This is a genomic window from Stieleria magnilauensis (assembly GCA_007753675.1).
In the GTDB taxonomy this organism is placed as follows: domain Bacteria; phylum Planctomycetota; class Planctomycetia; order Pirellulales; family Pirellulaceae; genus Stieleria; species Stieleria magnilauensis.
In genome coordinates, this window is record CP036432.1 from 8,264,317 (window position 1) to 8,287,034 (window position 22,718).

The following is a 22,718-nucleotide window of genomic DNA, read 5'->3' on the forward strand; positions in this document are numbered from 1 at the left end:
ATTGATCGACAAACCGTTGACGCGCACCCGGGAGAGTTTGACATGAGCGAGCGGACAACAAACCCTACGACGCCCGCCAAAGCGTGGACGTTGCGGCGTCTGGCGACGGCAGCGACGCAACCGCGGACCGTCTTTCTCTGCTTGCTGCTATTCGGGCTGAGCTACACCCTCGTTGATCCGACTTCGATACGGCAATGTGTCGGCGAGTGGACGTTGTCGCGGTCTCAAGTTCCTGGCGCAAGGCAGGCGTCGGCGTCGAACGTGGGTCGGCCATTGAACGTCACGCTGGTGGTCGACGCGGGCCAAACCAGGTTGCCGCGTGAAAACTTATTGCTGTATCGCGATCCGCACGGCAATCCGGTTCCCGTCCAAACCCCAGACGACTGGTCCAAGCGGCGGCGAGCGATCGTGGAGGGGATGCAATCGGTGATGGGGCGACTGCCGGGTGCGGAGAAACGCTGCGCGCTGGACATGCAAGTCGTCTCAGCGGTCCAGCGGCCGGGGTACTTGGAGCAACTGATCACGTACCAGTCCGAGCCCGGCTCGCGGGTCCCCGCCTACCTGTTGATTCCCGACTCGGTTCGCAAGAACTCTGCCGGCAAAACGTCCGCCGTCTTGTGCTTGCACCCGACCGACAACCAGATCGGACACCGCGTCGTCATCGACGGCGACGCCAGACCGAATCGCCAGTATGCCAGTGAGTTGGCCGAGCGGGGGTATGTAACGCTAGCGCCGAGCTATCCGTTGCTGGCCAACTACCAACCCGATCTCCGATCGTTGGGGTGGCAAAGCGGGACGTTGAAGGCGGTCTGGGACAACATGCGTGGATTGGACTTGTTGGAATCGCTGCCGTTTGTCGATGCCCGCGGATTCGGTTGCATCGGTCATTCACTCGGCGGACACAACGCTGTCTACACCGCCGTGTTCGACGACCGCATCAAAGTGATCGTTTCAAGCTGCGGTCTGGATTCGTACCTTGATTATTACGGCGGCGATAAGGCGCGTTGGTTGCCCGAACAGGGTTGGTGTCAAACCCGCTACATGCCCCGGCTGGCCGATTATCGTGGTCGGCTGGAACAGATCCCCTTCGACTTTCATGAGATGATCGGTGCACTCGCTCCCCGACATGTTTTGATCTCCGCTCCACTGCATGACGGCAACTTTCAGGCCGCCAGCGTGGACCGAATCGCCAAAGCGGCCGCCGCGGTCTACACGTTGCTGGGCCATCGCGATCGGCTCCGCGTCGAGCATCCTGATTGTGACCACGACTTCCCGCACACAATCCGGCAACGGGCCTACCAACTGTTCGACCAGGTGCTGCAGCGTTGATCCCAAGTGGCGTACGCTTCCAGCTTGCGATTCTCTGCTGCGGCAAGCACGAGACTTGACCCCACGTTCATTCCGCGGCGAGCATTTTTTCGACCGCCTGGCGGCCGGTCATTCCGATTTCAATTCCGAGCGCTTTGGCTTGTGGCGTCGCGTCCACGATTCTTGCATCGAACAGGTCTTCGGGTTCGACCAGGGGATCGCTCGGGGTGCCCTTGGCGATGGCGATGGCTTGGTTGAACTCGGCGGGCGTCACCATGTCGTAGATGCCACATCCGACGATGCCTCGACGCGTGAGGATCGAACAGTACTGGCCGTTTTCCCAGCGATTGCTGATACCGATCGCCGAACCGTTGCGGAAGGTCAATTCGCGCGCCGTTGATCGGGGAAGCGTTTCATCGTTCATCGCTGCGACCTCGAATCGGGCGTCGAGCCGGTGCGATCGAAAACCTCGACACAATGTCCGTCCGGATCGTAGAACCAGAGCTGCATGCATCCATCGGGACGCTTTCGCGGACCGCCTTGGATCCGCACGCCGGCTGAGAGAAGGATTTGGTGTGCCAACTCTGCGTCGTCGACTTCGAACGCAAAGTGATGCGTCAATCCGGAGGCGACTTGATCCGGATCCAGGCCTCCACCGGGTTCGGAACTGCCTTCCATGGTTTCGATCAGATGGACTTGGGTGGCGCCGGCTTGCAGCCAGTGCCCCGGAAACCCGAAGTCCGGCCGATCGACTTCCACCATCCCGAGCAGGTCTCGATAGAAATCGCGACTGCGTGACAGGTCATCCACGACGATCGTCACGTGGTCAATCGCTTTGACGCGGATCACGGACGCCGCGTTATTCGTTGGAGTCGATGAGATCATCATGAATCGCGCAGAATTGAAAACCGAGCAGAGGTGGAACTAGGTACTGTAAACCATCGGCGGGGCCGTGTGCTCAACCGTGCCGGATTGTTTCGGTTTGAATGCCGGCCGCGGCTACGATCCGGGAGCGGCTTCCCGCCGTGTCGATACACCGAGAGACGGTCGTTGCCAATTTCGATCGGACTTGTGACAAGAAAAATTGCCGTTGGCACCGCAAAATCCTTGCTCTGCTGGAACCGAGTCCGGACAATGACTGGTCCTCCGGAGGTGCCATGATCCAGCCCGTCCTCTCGCCCGTCGCCCCGCGTGTGGTGTCGCCCATCAGCGGAGACGTCACGCCGTTGGTCGATCAGATCGAAGGATTGTTGGGACGCGGAAAACCGATTCGCGTCCGACTGGAGGGTGAAGGAAGGACGGGGGCATTGAAGCATCTCGCCGCGGCGTTTCCCGAACCAATGGCAGCGGACCGGTTGCATCTGGATGATGAATCGCAACCGTTCGAGTTGGGCGATGCAGTGGTCACTGTGGTGACGAGCAAGCTGATTGTCTGTGACCTGGTCTTGAAGCTCTGTGCATGGTCGCGGGACGATTTCATCGAGTATCTGTTGGCCGTGCACCCCGACCGATGTCGCAGCGTGATGAGCCGACTGAACGATGCGAATCTGCGATACGCATCAGGGTCGCCCGCGGTTTGGCGATTGATTCTGGACCGGATGGCGGCCGATCCGAACGTTTGCGAGATCGAGTCGATCGTCGTCGACGAAGTCCACCGCAGGATCGGCGATCAGGTTCGCTCCCGAGCACTTGCGGACATGATGTTGATGCACTCGGCCGAGGCATTCGGGATGTTTCCGCTGGCCGATGTCTTACCCGAGTCGGTTGGCCAGATTCTCAGCCAAGCCGATGTCGCGATGGCGTTTACGAATGAGCGTTTTGTCGGGCGTTTGCGTTCGTCCGATGTGGCGGATGTACAAACATTGATGTCGTATCGCTGGCCGTGGGAGCGATTGCAGTCGATTGCGAAGTTGATCGACAAGAGTGATCAAATCCAGGGCAATCTGAGTAAGGCCTTTGCCGACGGACGGTCTTCGTCCGCGGCAACGTCCGCCACGTTGCTGTGTCTTTGCGATCCGCAATGGAAGCCCTCCGGCCAGCAGCTGTGTCTGTGCGGAGGTCGGTTCGACAATGCGGTTTGGCCGGAGATTGATTTGCGTTCGGCAGATCTAAATGGTGCCAGGTTTTGCAACGCGAACTTGACGCGCGCCCGGTTCGACGGGGCTTGCCTGCGGTCGGTCGACTTTTCCGGTGCGGTGCTGCGTCATGCCGATCTTAGCCAACCGTCCCGCAACCCGGATCATCCTGCGGCAACGGGAGTTGAGGCTGGTGAAGACAGACATCGTCAGCGGAAAGCAGCGGAAGAGGTTCGTCCCGCCGTGCGCGATATCGTCACGGGCAGTTTCCGCAACGCGGACCTGTCTCATGCGAATTTGTCTGGCCGTTGTTTCCGTCATTGCGATTTGATCGACGCCGATCTGACCGGTGTCCGCGCGCACGGCGTCCTGTTCGAGGAGGCTGCCATCGACGGGGCGGACGTTCGCAGCGGGGATTTTTCTCAATCGCGGTTTCTGAAGATGGACTTTCAAAACACAACGATCGATGACGCAAGCTTTTATTGCTCGGATTTTTTGCAAGTGAACTTGGACGCCGTGACGGCAGCGAATGTCAGTTTCCAGCACTGCGGATTGTCCTACGCATCGATGACGGCGTCGACGTTGACCGCATGCAACTTTCACGACGCGACACTCGTCAACGCAAAGCTGGCGGAAATCAATTGGCAGGACTGTGACCTTCGCGATGCCGATCTGCGTGGCTGCACGTTCCATCTCGGATCCACACGCTGCGGATTGGTCGGCAGCCCGTATCCGTCGCACGGAACACGGACCGGGTTCTACACCGACGACTTTGACGAGCAATACTTCAAAAGCCCCGAGGTGATTCGGAAAGCCAATCTGAGCGGTTCGGATTTGCGGGGGGCAGACATCTCCGGCGTCGATTTTTATCTTGTCGATCTGCGGGACGCCAAGTTTGATCCCGATCAACGCAAACAGTTCGTCGCCACTGGCGCAATCTTGGATGACTAAGTGACATGCCAACTGAGAATGGCTCGGCCGGATTCAGCCTCAAAGACCAGTTGTTCAATCGTGAACGGATTGAATATCTCGCCGGCTTGTTTGCCGATGCGGATTCCCGTTTTGACCGCGGCGGATTTGTCCGCGAGTCGATGAAGGGGCTTTCGCGGTTGGAGTTGAAAGAACGCATCGTCCACCTCGCCGAGCGTCTGGAAAAACAGCTTTCGCCGGATTTCTCAGTCGCCGCGAAACAGATCACCGACGCGTTGCCGCCGCCGTTGGATCCGAATAAGAACGACGATGATTTTGGCGACTTCATTTTTGCTCCGTTGGGCGAATTCGTTGTTCGCAATGGACTGGAGAAGAAGCACGTCCATCGATCGCTGCGGACACTCAAGGCACTGACCCAGCGGTTTTCGATGGAGGATGCGATTCGCGCGTTCCTCAACGAGCATCCCGAACGGACGCTGAAGGAACTGCAAAAGTGGTCGACCCACAAAAATTATCACGTGCGACGCTTGGTCAGCGAAGGCACTCGTCCGAAACTGCCGTGGTCCAAGCGACTGACGATTCCTGTGACCACTCCGCTGCCCTTGCTGGAACCTTTGCATGCCGATCCGACCCGTTACGTGACACGCTCGGTATCAAATCATCTCAACGACGTGACCAAGTCGCACCCGGAGCTGGTTCTCGAAACGCTTGACCGCTGGAAAAGATCCGGAAAACAGGATCAGCAAGAGCTCCGGTGGATGAGCAAGCATGCCTTGCGCACGCTCGTCAAACAAGGGTCTGCCGACGCACTCCGATTCTTGGGGTTTCGGCCCGATCCGCAGATCGAAGTCACCGGTTACGCTCTCGAAGAAACAAATCTTCGACCGGGTGAAGCGATCGAAATGTCTTTCGATGTTGCAGCGCTGCGTGATGAATCGCTGATGGTGGACTACGTGATCGATTTCGTGAAGGCCAACGGAAAACGCGGGCCGAAAGTCCACAAGCTGAAACAATTGGAGCTGAAACGAGGGGAATCGAAATCCATCAGAAAGCGGCATGTTTTGCGGGCCAACGCGACCACCTACACACTTTATCCTGGGACGCATCACGTCACGCTGCAAATCAACGGAACGCCGTTCGGGACACAGTCCTTTGAGCTGCTGCCCTGACCATGTTACCCGTTGCAAAACGTGTCAGATATGAATAAGTAAAAAGGGATTCAGCGCATGTTGGTGCCTAGCCTTGAGGCGATTCCCGGGTCGCTGCTACGCAGCGACAGCGGGCGGCTAAAGCCTGCACACCAGCGCATGTTGGTGTCTAGCCTTGAGGCGATTCCCGGGTCGCTGCTACGCAGCGACAGTGGGCGGCTAAAGCCTGCACACCAGCGCATGTTGGTGTCTAGCCTTGAGGCGATTCCCGGGTCGCTGCTACGCAGCGACAGTGGGCGGCTAAAGCCTGCACACCAGCGCATGTTGGTGTCTAGCCTTTAGGCGATTCCCGGGTCGCTGCTTCACAGCGACAGTGGGCGGCTAAAGCCTGCACACCAGCGCATGTTGGTGTCTAGCCTTGAGGCGATTTCCGGGTCGCTGCTACGCAGCGACAGTGGGCGGCTAAAGCCTGCACACCAACACTCAGTCGCCTGCCGTTTTGTTAGGATCCAAGGTTGGCGGTCAGGCAATGGAGGGCGCCGTCGAGTTCGATAATGCGTGAACAGTCGATGAACACGATGTCCCAGTTCGGCAGGAGCTGTTGGTAAGTGTCGCGGACCTCTGATTCCAGGCTTTCGTGGCCGGCGTAGGATGGTACCAATAAGACCCCATTTGCGAACACGACGTTGGTGTAGGTTCTGAAATGGTTGTCGCCTCGTTTCGGCATCGGGACACGATGCACATGCAGTCGTTGCCCCTGGTGATCCATCTCCGAAAGCTGCCGGGCGACTTCATCGAGAACCGCTGCGTTGGGATCGTCCGGGTCAGAATACTGGCCGACGACCACGGTGACGGGGTCGACGAACGTTAGAAACATATCGACGTGGGCGGTCGGTTCGTCTGCCAGTGATTTGACGACGACCAGCTTTTTCGCCCCGCAAATGCGCTGCAGTTCACGTGTGATCGCATCGGATGAAAAACCGTAGTCCTGGTTCTTGTGCAGGATCGCTTCGGAAGTGATCGTCAAGCCTTGTCCGAGTCGAAAGAAGACTTTTGCCGCCTGATCGCTTTTTCCGTAGTGCTGATTCTGCACGTACTGCGAATACGTCACGTCCGATGCCGAGAGAAACGAATGGGCAAAGGTCGGATTGGATTCTTCGCCGTACGCTCTCGCGAGTTCAGTTAACACGGCCTCTTGCGATGCCATCGTTTCATCCAGCGATCGCCTTGCGAATGCGTCTGCTGCCGTCAGGCTGAGTTGCAACGCATCGACATGCGCATCGGCGGACGCATTGGCGTGGGGGATCTCCGATTCTGGTGCATGACTCGGCGTGCTCGCCTGCTGAGACCGGAGGAGCAATCCATTGGCGGCTCCGATGACGAGCAGGAGTAAGGAGATTGTAAGGCCAAAAAAAGACCACTGTTTCACAAATTGAACCCCATCACTCGTCGTGACAGCTGGCACCTGGATCCAGTGTTAAACCGATCCGGTCCGGTTTGGGTTCCGCCGGAAACCCTCCGGGTGGATAAAGATTCGGTAAATGGCCTGCCCCGTTTAGCGTCTTGCCATCCCCCGAGCCGACGGCATCGCCGCGCCGACAGCCATTCCGATGGGACCGGTCACCGTCGCTTTTCAGGGGAGGCCCGGCAACGGGAAGGGGCGAGGCGGAGGTGGAGGCTGGAGTGACGGCGGCATTGGTTTTCGAGTATGCTAACGGTTCAATCGAAACTCTCGAGCCGTGCTGATTCGTTCGGCCGAGCGTTCCGATCCCACCCCACTCGCGCTCTCGAGATTTTGACGATGACCCGCACATCGTTTTTGACCGTGCTGCTGTTTTGCATGCACGCTTCGTTGATCGGCGTTTGGTCGTCGTTGGCCGAAGAACCATCGACGAAGAAGCTGACCTACGAGCAGCACATCCGGCCGATCTTTCGCGCCCATTGTTTTGATTGCCATGGGGCGACGGAGGAATTGGAAGGCGGCTTGGACTTGCGGCTTGTCCGGTTGATGAAAGCGGGCGGTGACAGCGGGGCGTCGATCGTGCCCGGCGATCCTGAGGAAAGCTTGCTGCTGCAACGCGTCATCGACGGTGAAATGCCTCCGGGAGATCACAACGTCCCCGACCATGAGACCGCGATCCTGAAGCAATGGATTTTGGCGGGCGCTCCGACGGCACGGACGGAACCCGATTCGATCGGCCCCGGCCTGGGAATCACCCCCGAAGAACGGGCGTATTGGGTCTTTCAGCCGATTGCGACCGAAAAAGTCCCGCCGCGGGTGGACCATCCCCGCGTCCAAAACCCGATCGATTCCATCGTGTTGCGAGACGCAGAGGAGCAGCGCCTGCCGCTGGAACCCGAGGCGGATCGTACGACGTTGGTCATCCGCGTTTATTTTGATTTGATCGGTCTGCCGCCGTCGGCCGAGGAGGTGCAACGTTGGTGCAACGATTCACGGGAAGACTGGTACGACCACCTGCTGACCGAACTGCTCGATTCGCCGCACTATGGCGAACGCTGGGGACGCCATTGGCTGGATGTCGCCGGCTACGCCGACTCCGAAGGCTATACCGTGGCAGATCCCGAACGTGCCTGGGCCTGGAAGTATCGCGACTGGGTCATTCGTGCACTCAATGCAGACAAACCGTTCGATCAGTTCATCATCGAGCAGCTCGCCGGCGACGAACTTGCCGGCCCCCGCAACGGCGACCTGACAACCGAACAAATTGAATTGCTGACCGCGACCGGCTTTCTACGGATGGCCGCCGATGGAACCGGCAACGGAGCCAATAACGACGAAGCACGCAATCAAGTCATGATCGACACGATCAAGATTGTCGGGACGTCGCTGATGGGGTTGAGCTTTCACTGTGCCCAGTGTCACGACCATCGCTACGATCCGATCCTGCAAACCGATTACTACGCGCTCCGCGCCGTCTTTGAACCCGCGTTGGATTGGAAGGCGTGGAAAACACCGGGCGCGCGTCTGGTTTCGCTGTACACCGCCGCCGACCGCGAACGAGCCGCGGAGGTGGAAATCGAAGCAAAGAAGATCGAGCAGGAGAGAAGCCAGCGGCAGGCCGAGTACATGAAGCAGGCGCTCGACAAAGAACTGCTCAACTACGAGGAACCACTGCGGACGTCGCTTCGCCAGGCGTACCAAACGCCAGCCAAGGAACGTGACGAAGAGCAGAAGAAACTGTTGGCGGCCAACCCCAGCGTCAACATCACCCCCGGCAACCTGTACCAATACATTCCTGATTCGAAACCCAAGCTGGCCGAGATCAGCAAACGGATCGCCGAAGTGCGGGCCAAGAAACCGACCGAAGAATTCTTGCGGGCGTTGGTCGAACCGGCCGGCCATGTCCCGGAAACCAAACTGTTTCACCGCGGTGATCCCGGCCAACCGAAGCAAACCGTCATGCCGGCTGCACCGGAAGTCGCTTCACCGGAAGGCCGGCAGGTCGAGTTTCCGGTCAACGATCCCGAGATCGCGTCCACGGGACGTCGACTTGCCTTCGCACGCTGGTTGACCGATCGCGACAACCCATTGCTTTCGCGTGTGATCGTCAATCGCGTTTGGATGCACCACTTCGGCAAAGGCTTGGTCGCCACGCCCGGTGAGTTCGGCAAGCTCGGTGCGATGCCTTCGGATTCCCGCCTGCTCGATTGGTTGGCAGCTGAATTTGTGCAGCAGGGCTGGAGTCTCAAACGGCTACATCGCCTGATCCTTTCCTCGGCGCTTTGGCGGCAGAGCGTTGTTCCCACGTCAGCGAACCCCTACGCGCGGACCCTGCGACGACTGGAAGCCGAAACGATTCGTGACCGGATGCTGGTGGCGTCGGGATCGCTTGATCGCCGATTGTTCGGTCCGCCGGTCGCCATCAAAGAAGACGAAACCGGCCAGGTCGTTGTGGACGGGCCGCAATCGCGACGCAGTTTGTACGTCCAGGCTCGTCGCAGTCGCCCCGTCGCACTGTTGCAGACCTTTGATGCGCCGGTGATGGAAACCAATTGTGAAAACCGAGTCAGTTCGACGGTGGCGACCCAGTCGTTGATGTTGCTCAACGGTCAATTCATTCTCGATCAATCCGCCAAACTGGCTGACCGCGCGGCGCAAGAAGCGGTCGCCTTGTCGGAGCAGCGGTTGGCGTCGCTTCCCCACGTGCCGACTCCCAAGCAATCACAGTGGCAGTATGGTTATGGCGGGTTCGATGAGGACAGCGGACGCACCAATTTCACGCCGTTTCCGCACTGGACGGGAACGCATTGGAGTGGTGGCGAAACGCTGCCGGACGCGCATCTCGGTTGGGCACATTTGAACGCCGGCGGCGGGCATCCCCATGATGCCGATCGATCGGTCGTGCGTCGCTGGGTGGCGCCGCGTGACGGTGTGATCGCGATCAGCGGATCCTTGCATCACCCGTCCACCAACGGCGATGGTGTACGGGGGCGAATCGTGTTGAGTCGGTCCGGTTTGATCGGGGACTGGGTCGCACAGCACGGCACGGTCGAGACAACGGTCGACCGCATCGAATTGCAAACCGGCGACACGATCGACTTCGTCACCGATTGCCGAAGCAACCACACTTCCGACTCGTTCACTTGGCCGGTGACGATCGCGTTGGTGAAATCGTCTGGGCCGGAAGAAACGTTTCGCTCGCAAGATCAATTCGCCGGCCCCGCCGAGTCGACCGGTGCGGTACCCGGCCAGATCGTTCGGGCCTGGGAACTCGCCTACAACCGCCAGCCTCGCGGCGACGAACTGGCGCTAGCCGTCGAATTCGTCGCCGACCAAATTCGGATGATGGATGCGATGCCCGAAGCCATCCCGCCGGGCAGAACAAGTGTCTCTCAGGCGATGACCAATCTGTGTCAGTCGCTCCTCAGTTCCAACGAGTTCTTGTATGTGGAATGAAACCCTCACCCGCCGCTGTTTTCTAAACCGCCAGGCATTGGGGATCGGATCGGTCGCGCTGGCCTGGTTGTTGCAACAGGAGCAATTGGCGGCGAAACCGAAAAACGTCCCCATGCAGCCGCCCACGTTTGACTTGGGGCTGAAACCGACGCATCATCCGCCCAAGGCCAAGGCGATGATCTCGCTGTTCCAGCATGGCGGGCCGTCACACATGGACTTGACCGACCCCAAGCCGGAGCTGACGAAGTACGACGGCACCGAATACCAAGGCGAAGTCGGTTACAGCTTTGTCAACGAAGCCAGCAAGAAACTGATGGGGACGCGGTGGAAGTTCGCCAAGCATGGCCAATGCGGGACCGAACTGTCCGAGTTGCTGCCTGAAACGGCACAGATCGTCGACGACATCTGCCTGATCCGCAGCATGCACACCGGCGCGAACGGCCACGAAGTGTCGATCCGCTACTTTCATGGTGGAATCCCCGGTGTGACCGGTCGCGCCCACTTGGCGTCATGGCTGTTGTATGGCTTGGGCAGCGAGACGCAAGAGTTGCCCGCCTACATGGTGTTGACCGACCCGGGCGGGCATCCCGTCGACGGCACCAACAACTGGTCCAGCGGGTTCATGCCGGCACTTTATCAAGGCACCGTCTTGCGTCCCAAGGAGCCAAGGATTTTAAATCTGGATGCGCCGTCGCACCTGCAAGGATTGCCGCAGCGTCAGAACCTGGATTTCCTGCAGACGCTGAACCGAAACCATGCGGACCGGTTCCCCGGTGCCAGTGATTTGGAGGCCCGCATCGCCAGTTATGAATTGGCCGCGCGGATGCAAACGGCCGCCCGTGAAGCTCTCGACATTTCCAAGGAAACCAAGGCGACCCACGATTTGTACGGCATCAACGACGACGCAACGCGCGAGTACGGAACGCGTTGTTTGATTGCGCGTCGGCTGGTCGAGCGGGGCGTGCGTTTTGTGCAATTGTTTCTCAACGGCCAACCCTGGGACAATCACAGCAACCTGGGTACCGCGTTGCCGTCGATTTGCCGCAAGACGGATAAACCATCCGCGGCGTTGGTCAAGGACCTGAAACAACGCGGCATGTTGGATGAAGTGCTGGTTCATTGGGGCGGTGAAATCGGACGCCTTCCGGTGACACAGAACCAGGGGGCGCCCGAAAAGGATGGGCGCGACCACAACGGCCAGGGATTCAGCATGTGGCTTGCCGGCGGAGGCATTAAACCGGGGATGACATTCGGCGCGACCGATGAATTCGGCCATCGCGCGGTCGAAAACAAGGTGACGCCCAACGACTATCAAGCGACGCTGTTGCACCAATTCGGATTGGACTGGAACGAGTTAGTCTTTCACCACAACGGGCGCCAGGAACTGCTGACCGCCGGCCGACCGGCACGCGTCGTCAACGAAATCCTGTCGTAAAGAATGTCCGACTTGAATGGCACGGGCTTAAACGCATGTTGGTGTCTAGCCTTGAGGCGATTCCTGGTCGCTGCTTCGCAGCGAGTGTGGGCGGCTAAAGCCTGTACACCAGCGCACGTTGGTGTCTAGCCTTGAGGCGATTCCTGGTCGCTGCTCCGCAGCGAGTGTGGGCGGCTGAAGCCTGCACACCAGCGCACGTTGGTGTCTAGCCTTGAGGTGATTCCGCCTCGCTGCTTCGCAGCGAGTGTGGGCGGCTGAAGCTTGCACACCAGCGCATGTTGGTGTCTAGCCTTGAGGCGATTCCTGGTCGCTGCTTCGCAGCGAGTGTGGGCGGCTGAAGCCTGCACACCAGCGCACGTTGGTGTCTAGCCTTGAGGCGATTCCTGGTCGCTGCTCCGCAGCGACCGTGGGCGGCTGAAGCCTGCACACCAGCGCACGTTGGTGTCTAGCCTTGAGGCGATTCCTGGTCGCTGCTCCGCAGCGACCGTGGGCGGCTGAAGCCTGCACACCAGCGCATGTTGGTGTCTAGCCTTCAGGCGATTTCCGGGTCGCTGCTCCGCAGCGAGTGTGGGCGGCTAAAGCCTGCACACCATGGAATTGCCCACGAAAAGTTGACAGTGGATTGGCAGATGTCAGACTTCTCTGACAGGAGAACCGATTCATGGACAAGCGTCGAAAATTCAGCCGAGAATTCAAACTGGCCGCCGTCAAGAAAGTGATGGAACAAGGACTGTCGTATACCGTTGTCGCCCGAGACCTTGGCGTTGGCGATAACCTGATCCGCAATTGGAAGAAGTCTTTCGAGGAAGATGGGACTCTCGCAGACGGGGTCGCTGGTAATCAGTCGGTTGAAGCTGAACTCAAACGACTGCGTGAAGAGAACCGGCAGCTCAAAATGGAGCGAGACATTTTAAAAAAAGCGACGGCGTTCTTTGCGAAAGAAAGCAACTGAGGCTGCAGTTTATCGGCGAACATCGCGATCGATGGCCGATCGCGGTCCTCTGTCGAGTCCTGGAAGTGACGCGTGCGGCATACTACCGGTTTGTCGCCCGTGATCCTAGCGAAACCAAAGTCAAAGAAATGCAGGTCACTCAGGCCATCCACGAAATCCGGTTGGAGAATCACTTCGATTCCTACGGAAGTCCGCGGATGCATCGTGAGGTCATTAAGCAAGGCATCCAGTGCTGCCGAAACACCGTAGCCAAATACATGCAGAAGGCCGGAATCCAGGCGAATCGGCGGACTAAGTTCCGAATATCGACAACCGATTCCAATCACGATCAGCCGATCGCCCCCAATCGACTCAACCAAGATTTCTCGACAGAAGACATCAATCAAGTCTGGCTTACCGACATCACCTACATCCCTACAAAAGAAGGATTCACCTACCTGTGCGCGTTTGTCGACCTGCATTCACGAAAGATCATCGGATGGAAAACCAGTCGTAAGATCGATTCCGAGCTGGTGATTGAATCGCTCGATCAAGCGATCGCGTTTCGTTCCCCAAGTGCGGGGTTGATCGTCCACAGCGATCGCGGTTCTCAGTATGCGAGCGCAGCGTTTCGACGCCGGTTGGCCGAACGTGAACTTGTTCAGAGCATGAGTCGCCGCGGGAACTGCTACGACAACGCACCGATGGAATCTTTCTTCAAGAGCTACAAGACCGAGGAAGTCCAAGAAGTCTACGGCACCCATGAACACGCCACACGCGGCGTGTCAGAATACATCGAACAATTTTACAACCCTCGCCGCTTGCACTCGTCACTGGACTACCGAAGTCCAATCGACTTTGAGCAAGCGATTACCAGAACGTCACTCGTTGGTGAAACCTGATCCATCAGGGCTCGCTATTTACCTTCCCGTTAAGATCGGTCCACTGTCAACTTTTCGTGGGCAATTCCACCAGCGCATGTTGGTGTTTAGCCTTGAGGCGATTCCTGGTCGCTGCTTCGCAGCGAGTGTGGGCGGCTGAAGCCTGCACACCAGCGCATGTTGGTGTCTAGCCTTGAGGCGATTCCTGGTCGCTGCTCCGCAGCGAGTGTGGGCGGCTGAAGCCTGCACACCAGCGGACGTTGGTGTCTAGCCTTGAGGCGATTCCTGGTCGCTGCTACGCAGCGACAGTGGGCGGCTGAAGCCTGCACACCAGCGCATGTTGGTGTCTAGCCTTCAGGCGATTTCCGGGTCGCTGCTCTGCAGCGACCGTGGGCGGCTGAAGCCTGCACACCAACACGTAGGCTCGCGCCAGCGTCCGGGGCTCCAGCCAATGTTGCAGGCTTCAATGACCCACCGGTGTGAAGTGGATGGCTTTGAGGCTTGCCGAGTCGACGTTTCCGTCCAGGCACGAGACGGACACCTTGTAACGACCGGCTCGGGGGAAGTTCAGCCAGCCGATCGGGAACGATTGATAGTTGTGCGATGCGTTTTGCTGGTTCTGAATCTGCTCGCCACCTTCGACGTTCACGCTCCACACCAACCGCCCTTCACCGGAATAAGTCAGGTCCACGATGTAGTCGCCCGGTTGCAGGACATCGACGTCCCAGGTCGCCTTTCCGCCGGAACCGAAACCGTGTGCGTGAACGATCCCCTTCCACTCGCCGAACTTTTCCATCCATCGCTTTGCCGATTTTTCAATGCCGGTCACTTCGGCAAACTCTGTCAAGATTTCCGTTTCGGTGTTCGGATCGAGCGACCAAATCGGATCGACTTCGGGTTCTGATTCCAGTTTCAACTCAATCACCGAGACCAGTTTTTCCGGTGCTCTCGGTGGAAGTTCCAAGAACCGCCAGTCGCCTTGACGACCGTGCGCGATCGAACGCTTCTCTTTGCCGACCAGCAATTCCGCCGACTCGATTCCCGTTTTCAAGTTCGGCAGATAAAGTTTGCCGGAGGTCGGCCACTGGAAGACACACACAAACAGCGTGTTGCCTTTGCGAGTCACGTCGCCCCATGGCAAAGCGTGTTGCCAGGGCGACGCTGCGGTGCCGTAGACGACTTGTGGGTATCGGCGAATCCACTCGCCGGATTGCTCGAGTGTCTTGACGGCCCGCTCGGGAACGGTGCCGTCGCCGCGCGGTCCGATGTTTAGCATGTACGTCCCGCCGCGGCCGACGCATGCGATCAACCGTTTCAAGATCTCTTCCGGCGTCTTCCAATACTCGTCGTACCAGGCATACGCCCAGGAATCATTGGTCGTGTCGACGCTTTCCCAGAGCCCTTCGATGTTCTCGCGGGGGACTTCCATGTCGCCGAGCGTTTGGTAGTCGCCCAGTCCGTGCCCGGCGCGACCGGAAACCATCGCACGCGGTTGATTCTTGTGTACGACCTCGACGAGTTGTTCGACATAGTGCTTGGGCATTTTGCCGGGGGTATCGAACCAGACGATTTCGATGGGGCCATATTCTGTCGTGATCTCTTTGACTTGCGGCAAACACTTTTTGGTGAAGTAGTCGTCGAAGGTCGCCGGGTTTCCGTCCTCGTCTTTCTTTGGTCCGCCACCGCCGCCGGGGAAGGTCCAGTCTTGGTTGTGCGAGTAATAAAAACCGAAGCCGAGTCCCGCCTCACGGCATGCGGCGGCGAGTTCTTTCATCGGATCCTTGTTGAACGGCGTCGCATCGACGATGTTGAAGTCATTGGCTTTGGAGTGATACATCGCGAAGCCGTCGTGGTGTTTCGCCGTGATCACGATGTATTTCATGCCTGCATCCTTGGCAATTCTGGCAATTTCTCCGGCGTCGAACTTGACCGGATTAAAGGTTCCGGCGAGCTGTTTGTATTTCTCGACAGGGATTCCCGCCATGCGTGGATTCATGATCCATTCGCCGATACCGTAGTACGTTTTGCCATCGACCTTGTTTCCGAGTTGGGAGTAAAGCCCCCAGTGGATGAACATCGCGTAATTGCCTTCATCAAACAATTGACCTCGCTCGGCGTTTTCGGCCCGCAGTTTGACGACGCGATCGCCCCAGAGCTTGTCCATCGATTCCTGGGCCCGAGCGACCGCTGGGAACAAGACAAGGGAGATGAACAGAATGACGAACGGTCTTGGATGTCGATTCACAGTGGTGTCCTCAGTGGGGAAAGTTTCAATGGGTGCGGTCGGATGAATCGCCGTAGAGCAGGCGTTCGATCGTCTCGAACACGGTGTCTTGTCGAATCGGTTTTGCGATGTACGCATCCATGCCGGCGTCCAAGCAGCGTTGCTCATCGGTCGCCATGGCATGCGCGGTCATCGCGATAATCGGCAGATGGGTTGAAGTGCCGCGTTCTCGCTCGCGAATCAGCCGCGTCGCCTCGAGCCCGTCCATCTCGGGCATCTCGACGTCCATCAGAATCAGGTCGAAGGCATCGCCGGCGGAAAGTTCGACTGCCTCGCGGCCGTCCATGGCCACCGAAACGTCGTGTCCCAAATCCGCAAGCATCATGGTCGCAACCTTCTGATTGGTCACGCCGTCTTCGGCAAGCAGGATTCGCAGTGGATTCCGAGACTTGGCGGCTTGGGTTGATGTTGCCGACGGGGCCTGGCCGGATGGTTCGTTTCCGGTGGAATCGACGACGGGAAAATTGAGCGTGAACGAAAACGTGCTTCCTTGTCCCACCTCACTCTGCACGTCGATCTGCCCGCCCATGAGTCGGACCAGGCGTGCGGTGATCGCCAGTCCAAGCCCCGTGCCTCCGAACCGTCGTGTCGTCGACTTGTCCGCCTGCTCGAACTCCTCAAAGATCACGTCCAGTTTGTCGCTCGGGATGCCGATGCCCGTATCGCTGACGGCAAATCGAATGCTGACTTGATGGTCATCGCGATGTGACTCGTCACGCTCAACCGGCTCGACACTCAACATCACTTGTCCCTGCGAAGTGAACTTGAGGGCGTTGCCGATCAGGTTGACGAGAACTTGCCGCAATCGGACAAAATCGGCGAGCACCAGTTTGGGAAGATTTGGGGCAACCTCGCAATGCAGGCGAATCGCTTTTTCGTCGGCCCGTACCGAAAGCATTCTGATCGTGCCGCGCGCGCATTCGGCGACGTCGCCCGGGGTCGGGTCAAGCTCAATGCGGCCCGATTCGATTCGCGAAAAATCCAAGATATCGTTGAGCAAACTCAGCAGACTTTCACCGGATTCGAGAATCGTCTTGGCTTGTTGGGTTCGCAAGTCGTCGAGTCCTGCGCGGACCAGTAACTCGGCCATTCCGATGATGGCGTTCATCGGCGTGCGAATTTCATGGCTCAAATTCGCGACGAATTCGCTTTTGGCACGGCTCGCTGCTTCCGCGGCCTGTTTGGCTCGTTCCAGAGACTCAGCGGTGGATTTTAGTTCAGAGATGTCGCGAGAGATGCCGAACGTGCCGACGATCTGGCCGTTTTCATCACGAAGCGGCAACTTGGTCGTCGCGACCCAGGTCTCGCTGCCGTCGGGCCAAACCGCATGTTCTTCCCGCCCAAGGATGTTCTGGCCGGTGCGTATCAGTTTCAGCTCATCGTCTCGAGCGGCCTCGGCATACGCTTGGGGAAAGTAATCGTTGTCGCGTGTTCCAATCGCATCAGACGGCGTCGCCAGGCCGAGCCGATAGGCGTGAGCGCGGCTGACGCGTAGGAACCGGCTGTCGAGATCTTTGAAATAGATGAAGTCAGGAAGGTTGTTCAGGATCATGTGAAGCAGAAATCGCTCCTGCACCAACTGGGCTTCGGCCATTTGATGATCGGTGACGTCCCAAAAGATGGCCTCGATCCCAACGATGTTGCCCTGAGGATTGCGGATCGGCGATTTGCGGACCTTGACGAGCCGGCTTTCCGAACCCGCGTCGTTGTCTTCGATCTCCGTGATGGTTTGACCGGACTGGAGCACCCGTCGGTCGTCGTCGTGATACTTTTGTGCCAGATCGTGGGGAAACAAATCAAAGTCGGTCTTGCCCACGAGTTCGTCGGCAGGCAATCCCAATCGGTTTGCCAATCGTTTGTTGACGTAGGTGAACTTACCGTGCAGGTCCTTCAAGACCACGTAGAACGGCAATTCGTCGATGAACGAAACACGCAACCAGTCTGGAATCCCAGGTGGTAGTTCGTCATCGGACTGTTCGGTCATAGCTTTAACGCTTGTTGGCGGTAGTGTTCGTCGATTCGATTGGCGATCCGATTCACTTCATTGGTGTCCATGAAAATCGGTCCGCCGAGTGCGGCGGCCCCGGCAAAGATCTCGGCCGCTTTGTGAGCCATCAACATCGCGGCTTTGACGGCACCGGGCGTTTTGCCGATCGTGATCAGGCCATGGTTGTGCAGCAGGATCACGCGCGGCGGGACCCCGAATTCATCCAGGAACGCTTGCGTCTTTTGACGAATCACCTGCGACAATTTCAGTCCGGGGTCGACGTACGGGATGGAAACAGACTGTGCCCCACAACAAACGACTTCGTCGGGAAACAAACGCTGCGTCGCGAATTGCTCGGCCAGCGGCGAGCAGAGGATGCGGTTGACCGCGATACTGTGCGTGTGGCCGACGAATTCGATCCCCGGCAGCGACAACAGGTAGGCGTGAAAGAGTGTTTCGACGGACGGTTTCTTCGCGGTCGAATCGACGCGACAGCCGAGCAACCGATCCTCGATTTCCTGGTCACCGATCGCGTCTTCGTCCAGCATCGGCAGCAGCGCATCAAACCGGCAGGCGACCGCATCGTCGACGCCGAGTGTTCCCAGGCAACTGCCACTGGCTTTGACAAAAAAAGTCTCCGCGTCGATCTTTGCCGACGTGTTGCCTTCGCCCAGGATCGCCAGTTGCCGATGTTCCTCACCCAGGAAGTGAGACAGTTCGAGCATGGATTCGAGGATCTGTTGTTGATTCATCACGTCTGTTGCCCAGCATGGGGTGGTAAAAGTATATCGTAGCCACGCTCGTCGGAGCGTGGTGGGGCCGCCGCCGGGTGACGGCAGCGACGCTGTTGTCAGATGATCCGGCATCGACGACGCTTCGCAGCAAGCGGCGCTTTCGTGCTGCGTTCGCAACGCACGGAAAACCATCCGCAGCGGCTATTTTCGTCCGTACAGCGGTCCAAAGTTTTCGCAGGCACGAAAGTCGGCGCCCTCCAGATCGTCGGTCCCGAATGCATTCCAAGCACTCGGCCGGAAAACACGGGCCCGATCGACGTTGTGCATGTAGACGGGAATCCGAAGGATCGACGCCAAGGTCATGAACAGGTGGCCGACGTGACCGGCGGTCATCACACAGTGGTTGGCGCCCCAGTGATTCATCACTTCGTAGGTCGATGTGAACGCGCCGCGACCGGTCAGCATCGGAGCGAACCAGGTCGTCGGCCAGGTCGGATTGGTACGCTGATCCAAGGTGTCGTGGACGTCGTCGGGCAGTTCGATCGTGTGTCCCTCGGCGATCTGCAGGGCGGGGCCAAGTCCATCGACCAAATTGATTCGCGTCATCGTCGCCGGCATGCCGCCGCGTGTTTTGAAGCGGGTGCTCATGCCGCCGCCGGGGAAGTACTCGGTGATCGACGGATGCCACGTCGTCGCCTTGAGGCACTTTTCGACTTCGTCGTCGGTGATTTCCCAGAACGGCTTCATCGTCGGCGTGCCATCGGCGGCGGATTGTTGGCCGGTTCCGTCGAGCGCCGCCGGACCGGAGTTGATCAGGTGCAGCAGACCGTCGCTGGCCGGCCCATCAAGCTGATAACCGTCACAGACCGACGCCACCGCGTCAGGGCTCCAGTACGTCCGCAGGTCGGCAAACACCTGAGCCGAATTGGTCAGCAGGTGACCGAACAACATGGTCGCCGCATTCATGGCGTCGTTTTCGGTGGCAACGATGTACGGGGCGCGTTTGCCGTTCCAGTCGAACGAGGTATTGAGGATCGCTTCCATGAAGTCGCCGTTGGGAAAATGATCCGTCCATTGACGCTGGCCTTGGAAACCGGATGCGATCGCGCCGTGCCCGTGAGCCTGTTCATTCAGTCCCATCTCGGCCAGTTTCGGGTTGCCGACCATCAAGTCGCGGGCGATCAACGCCATCTTCACACCATCGGACCACTCGCTATCGAGTTGTTCGCGCGAGCGTTTGGTGGCATCGCTGTTGTAATCGTCGCCTTCGGGGCAGTTCTCTTTCACCCAGCCGAGCGCCGTTTCGTATTCGGCTTGATCGAATTGGCCCTTGTTCATCCGCCCGATGAACTCGCTCATGTCGATGTCTTCGACACGCATGCCCAGCCATTTTTCCCAGAACGAGTAGTCGACCATCGAACCGGCGATGCCCATCGACGTTCCGCCCATCGACAGGTAGGACTTGCCACGCATCAACGCCGCGGCCAGACCGCAGCGGGCGAAATCTAGAATCTTCGTTTGCACATCGGCAGGCATCGCCGCGTCTCCGGCGTTCTGAACGTCACGTCCATAGATGCCGAATGCGGGGAAACCTTTTTGAGAATGTCCGGCCAGGACCGCCGCCAGATAAACGGCTCCGGGGCGTTCGGTGCCATTGAAACCGAACACCGCTTTGGGACGTAGCGGGTCCATGTCCATCGTTTCCGATCCGTAACACCAGCACGGGGTGACCGTCAACGACAGCCCCACGTTCTCGCGACGAAACAGGTCTTCGCAGCGACTGGCTTCCGCGACGCCGCCGATGCAAGTCTCGGCAATCACGCACTCGGCCGGTTCGCCATTGGGGTAGCGAACATTGGTGGTGATCAATTCGGCCACTCGTTTCGCCAGATTCATCGTCTGGTCTTCGAGCGATTCACGGACGCCGCCGAGTCGTCCATCGATCGTGGGTCGGATACCGATCTTGGGGAGGTTGCCGTTCCAAACGCTGGGAGATGATGAAGGTGTATTCATGGTGGAGGTTTTTGGACGATTCCCTTTTGCCGGAGAACAGGTGGACCGCGAATCCGAAGATGGCGATGTTGGTAAAGCAAGCCGTTGCGAATCGAATGATACAGCAACGGCTGTCAAAGCTCGACCGGTGATTGTGGTCGCGTGGCGATCAATCGACGTCGGTTTTGCTCACGCGTTTCAATGTCAATTGTCTCAGATTCATTGGCTGCCACGAGCCGGGTGTGGGGATGACGCGGACACTCTTCCGCCCGGCCTTGCTGATCTGGATCGTGCCCAGATCTCGTTGGGCGTAGCGACCATAGCTGCCGGTCGAAGGGACGGACGCGGAGAGCTGTGAATCGTTGACCGACACTCGGAATTCGGTCTGCGCTTCTTGCACGGACATCACGGCGGAAACCTGGTAGACGCCGGGGTCGCGAATTTCGATCTCCCACTCGACCCAGGCTTGGTCGTCCAGCCAGTACCCGACGTGCGGGATTCCGTCGTGTTCGCGAAGGCCGGCATCGCGACTGCCTTCGTTGTTGTGAATGAAGGCTTTGTCGGCAAACAGTTCCAGCACACCGTCTTTTCCAGGTGTGGGCAGCAGCGATCGGACTTCAGGTGTTCCGCTGACGATCAACTTGATCACGCTGTTGTTGTCGTCCGGCGGATCCGCAGGCACGCTGACCAGAATGCCGTCGTCGACCGTCTGGGTGGAAAGGTTTTGACCACCATCAAGAAGACTGGCCGATCGGACGTCGTTTTCCAACCCGCGGACGACCAGCTTGCCGTCTTGCGGCCAGTCGAACACGTGCAAGTACAGCACCGTGCCGTCACCGGTGGCTTTGGCTGTGCAGCGTCCCCAATCCGGCTCGCCGATCGGGCTGGCCGTCGTGCCGTAAATCGATTCTCCGTTGGTTTGCATCCATTGTCCGATTTGCTCCAGTCGTTCGACCGCTTGGGGCAACAACGTGCCCTTTCCCGTCGGGCTCACGTTGAGCAGATAGTTTCCGCCCTTGCTGGCGATGTCGGCCAGATTTCGAATCAGCGTGCGGGTGGATTTAAAATTCGTGTCGGACTTTTTGTATCCCCAGCTGCCGCTGATCGGCATACAGACCTCCCAGTCTTTGCCTTGCGGGGCTTGCCGGGGAATGTTGCGCTCGAACGTTTTGTAGTCGCCGGGAAAGTCTTCCCCCAATCGATCGTTGGTCAAAACGTCAGGTTGCAGCTTGGTCAGCGAGTGCAAACTGTTGAACGCTTCTTCGCTCATCGCCCGCGGCGTGTCCCACCAAAAGATCCCGATGGGCCCGTACTCGGTGAGCAGTTGCCGCACTTCCGGAACCGCCTTCTCACGCACGTATTGGTCACTGCTGACGCGTTTGATGCTCTTGTCCCAGCTGTTGCCGAAGCCACCCGGATGATGCCAGTCTTGAGCCTGGGAATAATAGAACCCAAACTTGATGTCCTGTTTTTGGCAGGCCTCGGCCAGCTCCTTCATGATGTCGCGGCCAAAGGGGCTGAAGTCGACCACGTTGTAATCGGTCGCTTTGGAGTCGAACATCGCAAAGCCGTCGTGGTGCTTGGCCGTGATGACCAGGTACTTCATGCCGGCTTGCTTGGCCAGTCCGACGAACTTGTCGGCGTCAAAGTCGACCGGGTTGAATTGCTTGGCGTATTGTTCGTATTCGGCGATCGGAATCTTTCCGCGTGCCATCATCCATTCGGCGCTGTTGGGCAATTCCTGGCCTTTGTATTGACCGCCGACGACTGAGTAGACGCCCCAGTGCACGAACATGCCGAATTTTGCTTCACGCCACCACGCGATCCGCGAGTCGTTCGCGTCCGGCGTTACTTCGGTGTGCTGCGCAGGCGGTTGTTGGGCAGTTGTTTGTTGGGCGTTTGCCTGCTGCGCGTTGACATCGTTCTGAGCCGTGTGGCAGTTGACGAGGACCACAGCAAACGCGGCGAGCAGTCCCTGTCGCGCCGAACGCAGCAGACGGGACGACGGATGAAATCGCGACTGGTTAATTCGATCAGGCATTCGCTTCACTTTACGAGGATGGTTTCGTCGGATGCGTCTCGGTGGCAGCAATCC

General features: G+C 58.5%; 14 protein-coding genes. 6 read left to right on the forward strand and 8 right to left on the reverse strand.

Annotation, left to right across the window (positions count from 1 at the left end; all coding sequences use genetic code 11):
- Nucleotides 1–42 precede the first annotated feature (42 nt).
- Nucleotides 43–1,329, forward strand: a complete 1,287-nt coding sequence (locus TBK1r_RS29820; RefSeq protein WP_145218799.1) for an alpha/beta hydrolase family protein — start codon at nt 43–45, stop codon at nt 1,327–1,329.
- Between the two features lie 67 nt (nt 1,330–1,396).
- Here the strand turns inward: TBK1r_RS29820 and TBK1r_RS29825 are convergent, their stop codons facing one another.
- Both TBK1r_RS29825 and TBK1r_RS29830 read right to left on the reverse strand, forming a co-directional pair.
- On the reverse strand, nt 1,397–1,732 hold the full coding sequence (locus TBK1r_RS29825; protein WP_372897594.1) for a DUF1805 domain-containing protein: 336 nt from the start codon (nt 1,730–1,732) through the stop codon (nt 1,397–1,399).
- The gene (locus tag TBK1r_RS29830) at nt 1,729–2,196 is read right to left on the reverse strand and encodes a VOC family protein (protein WP_419580521.1); all 468 of its coding nucleotides are present in this window, start codon (nt 2,194–2,196) and stop codon (nt 1,729–1,731) included. Before TBK1r_RS29830 ends, TBK1r_RS29825 begins: the two co-directional genes overlap by 4 nt.
- A 269-nt stretch (nt 2,197–2,465) precedes the next feature.
- Between TBK1r_RS29830 and TBK1r_RS29835 the strand changes: the two genes are divergently transcribed.
- Together TBK1r_RS29835 and TBK1r_RS29840 are read left to right on the forward strand one after the other, a co-directional pair.
- Complete coding sequence (locus TBK1r_RS29835; protein ID WP_419580522.1) at nt 2,466–4,334, forward strand: pentapeptide repeat-containing protein; 1,869 nt, start codon at nt 2,466–2,468, stop codon at nt 4,332–4,334.
- A gap of 5 nt (nt 4,335–4,339) precedes the next feature.
- The gene (locus TBK1r_RS29840) at nt 4,340–5,482 is read left to right on the forward strand and encodes a hypothetical protein (RefSeq protein WP_145218805.1); all 1,143 of its coding nucleotides are present in this window, start codon (nt 4,340–4,342) and stop codon (nt 5,480–5,482) included.
- Between the two features lie 481 nt (nt 5,483–5,963).
- Here the strand turns inward: TBK1r_RS29840 and TBK1r_RS29845 are convergent, their stop codons facing one another.
- Entirely contained in the window at nt 5,964–6,821 is an 858-nt protein-coding gene (locus TBK1r_RS29845; protein WP_145218807.1) for an agmatine deiminase family protein, read from the reverse strand.
- A 441-nt stretch (nt 6,822–7,262) separates the two neighbouring features.
- Here TBK1r_RS29845 and TBK1r_RS29850 point away from each other — a divergent pair, with 441 nt between their 5' ends.
- The 3 genes from TBK1r_RS29850 to TBK1r_RS29865 all read left to right on the forward strand — a co-directional run bounded on the left by TBK1r_RS29850 (nt 7,263) and on the right by TBK1r_RS29865 (nt 13,647).
- Nucleotides 7,263–10,379: a PSD1 and planctomycete cytochrome C domain-containing protein gene (locus TBK1r_RS29850; RefSeq protein ID WP_419580523.1), complete on the forward strand. Its 3,117-nt coding sequence runs from the start codon at nt 7,263–7,265 to the stop codon at nt 10,377–10,379.
- Nucleotides 10,369–11,814 carry a DUF1501 domain-containing protein gene (locus TBK1r_RS29855; protein WP_145218810.1) on the forward strand — a complete coding sequence of 482 codons (1,446 nt, stop codon included), beginning with the start codon at nt 10,369–10,371 and terminating at the stop codon, nt 11,812–11,814. The genes TBK1r_RS29850 and TBK1r_RS29855 overlap by 11 nt, the downstream gene beginning before the upstream one ends.
- Nucleotides 11,815–12,475: 661 nt before the next feature.
- Nucleotides 12,476–13,647 (forward strand): IS3 family transposase gene (locus tag TBK1r_RS29865; RefSeq protein ID WP_145207848.1). Its coding sequence is split into 2 segments (ribosomal slippage): nt 12,476–12,725 and nt 12,725–13,647, totalling 1,173 coding nucleotides; the frame shifts between segments, so codons are not numbered across the junction.
- Between the two features lie 442 nt (nt 13,648–14,089).
- Here TBK1r_RS29865 and TBK1r_RS29870 read toward each other — a convergent pair.
- The 5 genes from TBK1r_RS29870 to TBK1r_RS29890 form a co-directional block, all read right to left on the reverse strand.
- The gene (locus TBK1r_RS29870; protein ID WP_145223151.1) at nt 14,090–15,790 is read right to left on the reverse strand and encodes an alpha-L-fucosidase; all 1,701 of its coding nucleotides are present in this window, start codon (nt 15,788–15,790) and stop codon (nt 14,090–14,092) included.
- Between the two features lie 106 nt (nt 15,791–15,896).
- Nucleotides 15,897–17,894, reverse strand: coding sequence for a PAS domain-containing sensor histidine kinase (locus tag TBK1r_RS29875; RefSeq protein ID WP_145218812.1), 1,998 nt, complete (start codon nt 17,892–17,894; stop codon nt 15,897–15,899).
- Nucleotides 17,891–18,649 (reverse strand): class II aldolase/adducin family protein, encoded by a 759-nt coding sequence (locus TBK1r_RS29880; RefSeq protein WP_145218814.1) that lies wholly within the window; start codon nt 18,647–18,649, stop codon nt 17,891–17,893. Before TBK1r_RS29880 ends, TBK1r_RS29875 begins: the two co-directional genes overlap by 4 nt.
- Before the next feature lie 183 nt (nt 18,650–18,832).
- Nucleotides 18,833–20,644: an L-fucose isomerase gene (locus tag TBK1r_RS29885; RefSeq protein WP_145218816.1), complete on the reverse strand. Its 1,812-nt coding sequence runs from the start codon at nt 20,642–20,644 to the stop codon at nt 18,833–18,835.
- A 148-nt stretch (nt 20,645–20,792) separates the two neighbouring features.
- Complete coding sequence (locus TBK1r_RS29890) at nt 20,793–22,664, reverse strand: alpha-L-fucosidase (RefSeq protein WP_145218819.1); 1,872 nt, start codon at nt 22,662–22,664, stop codon at nt 20,793–20,795.
- Nucleotides 22,665–22,718: the final 54 nt, after the last annotated feature.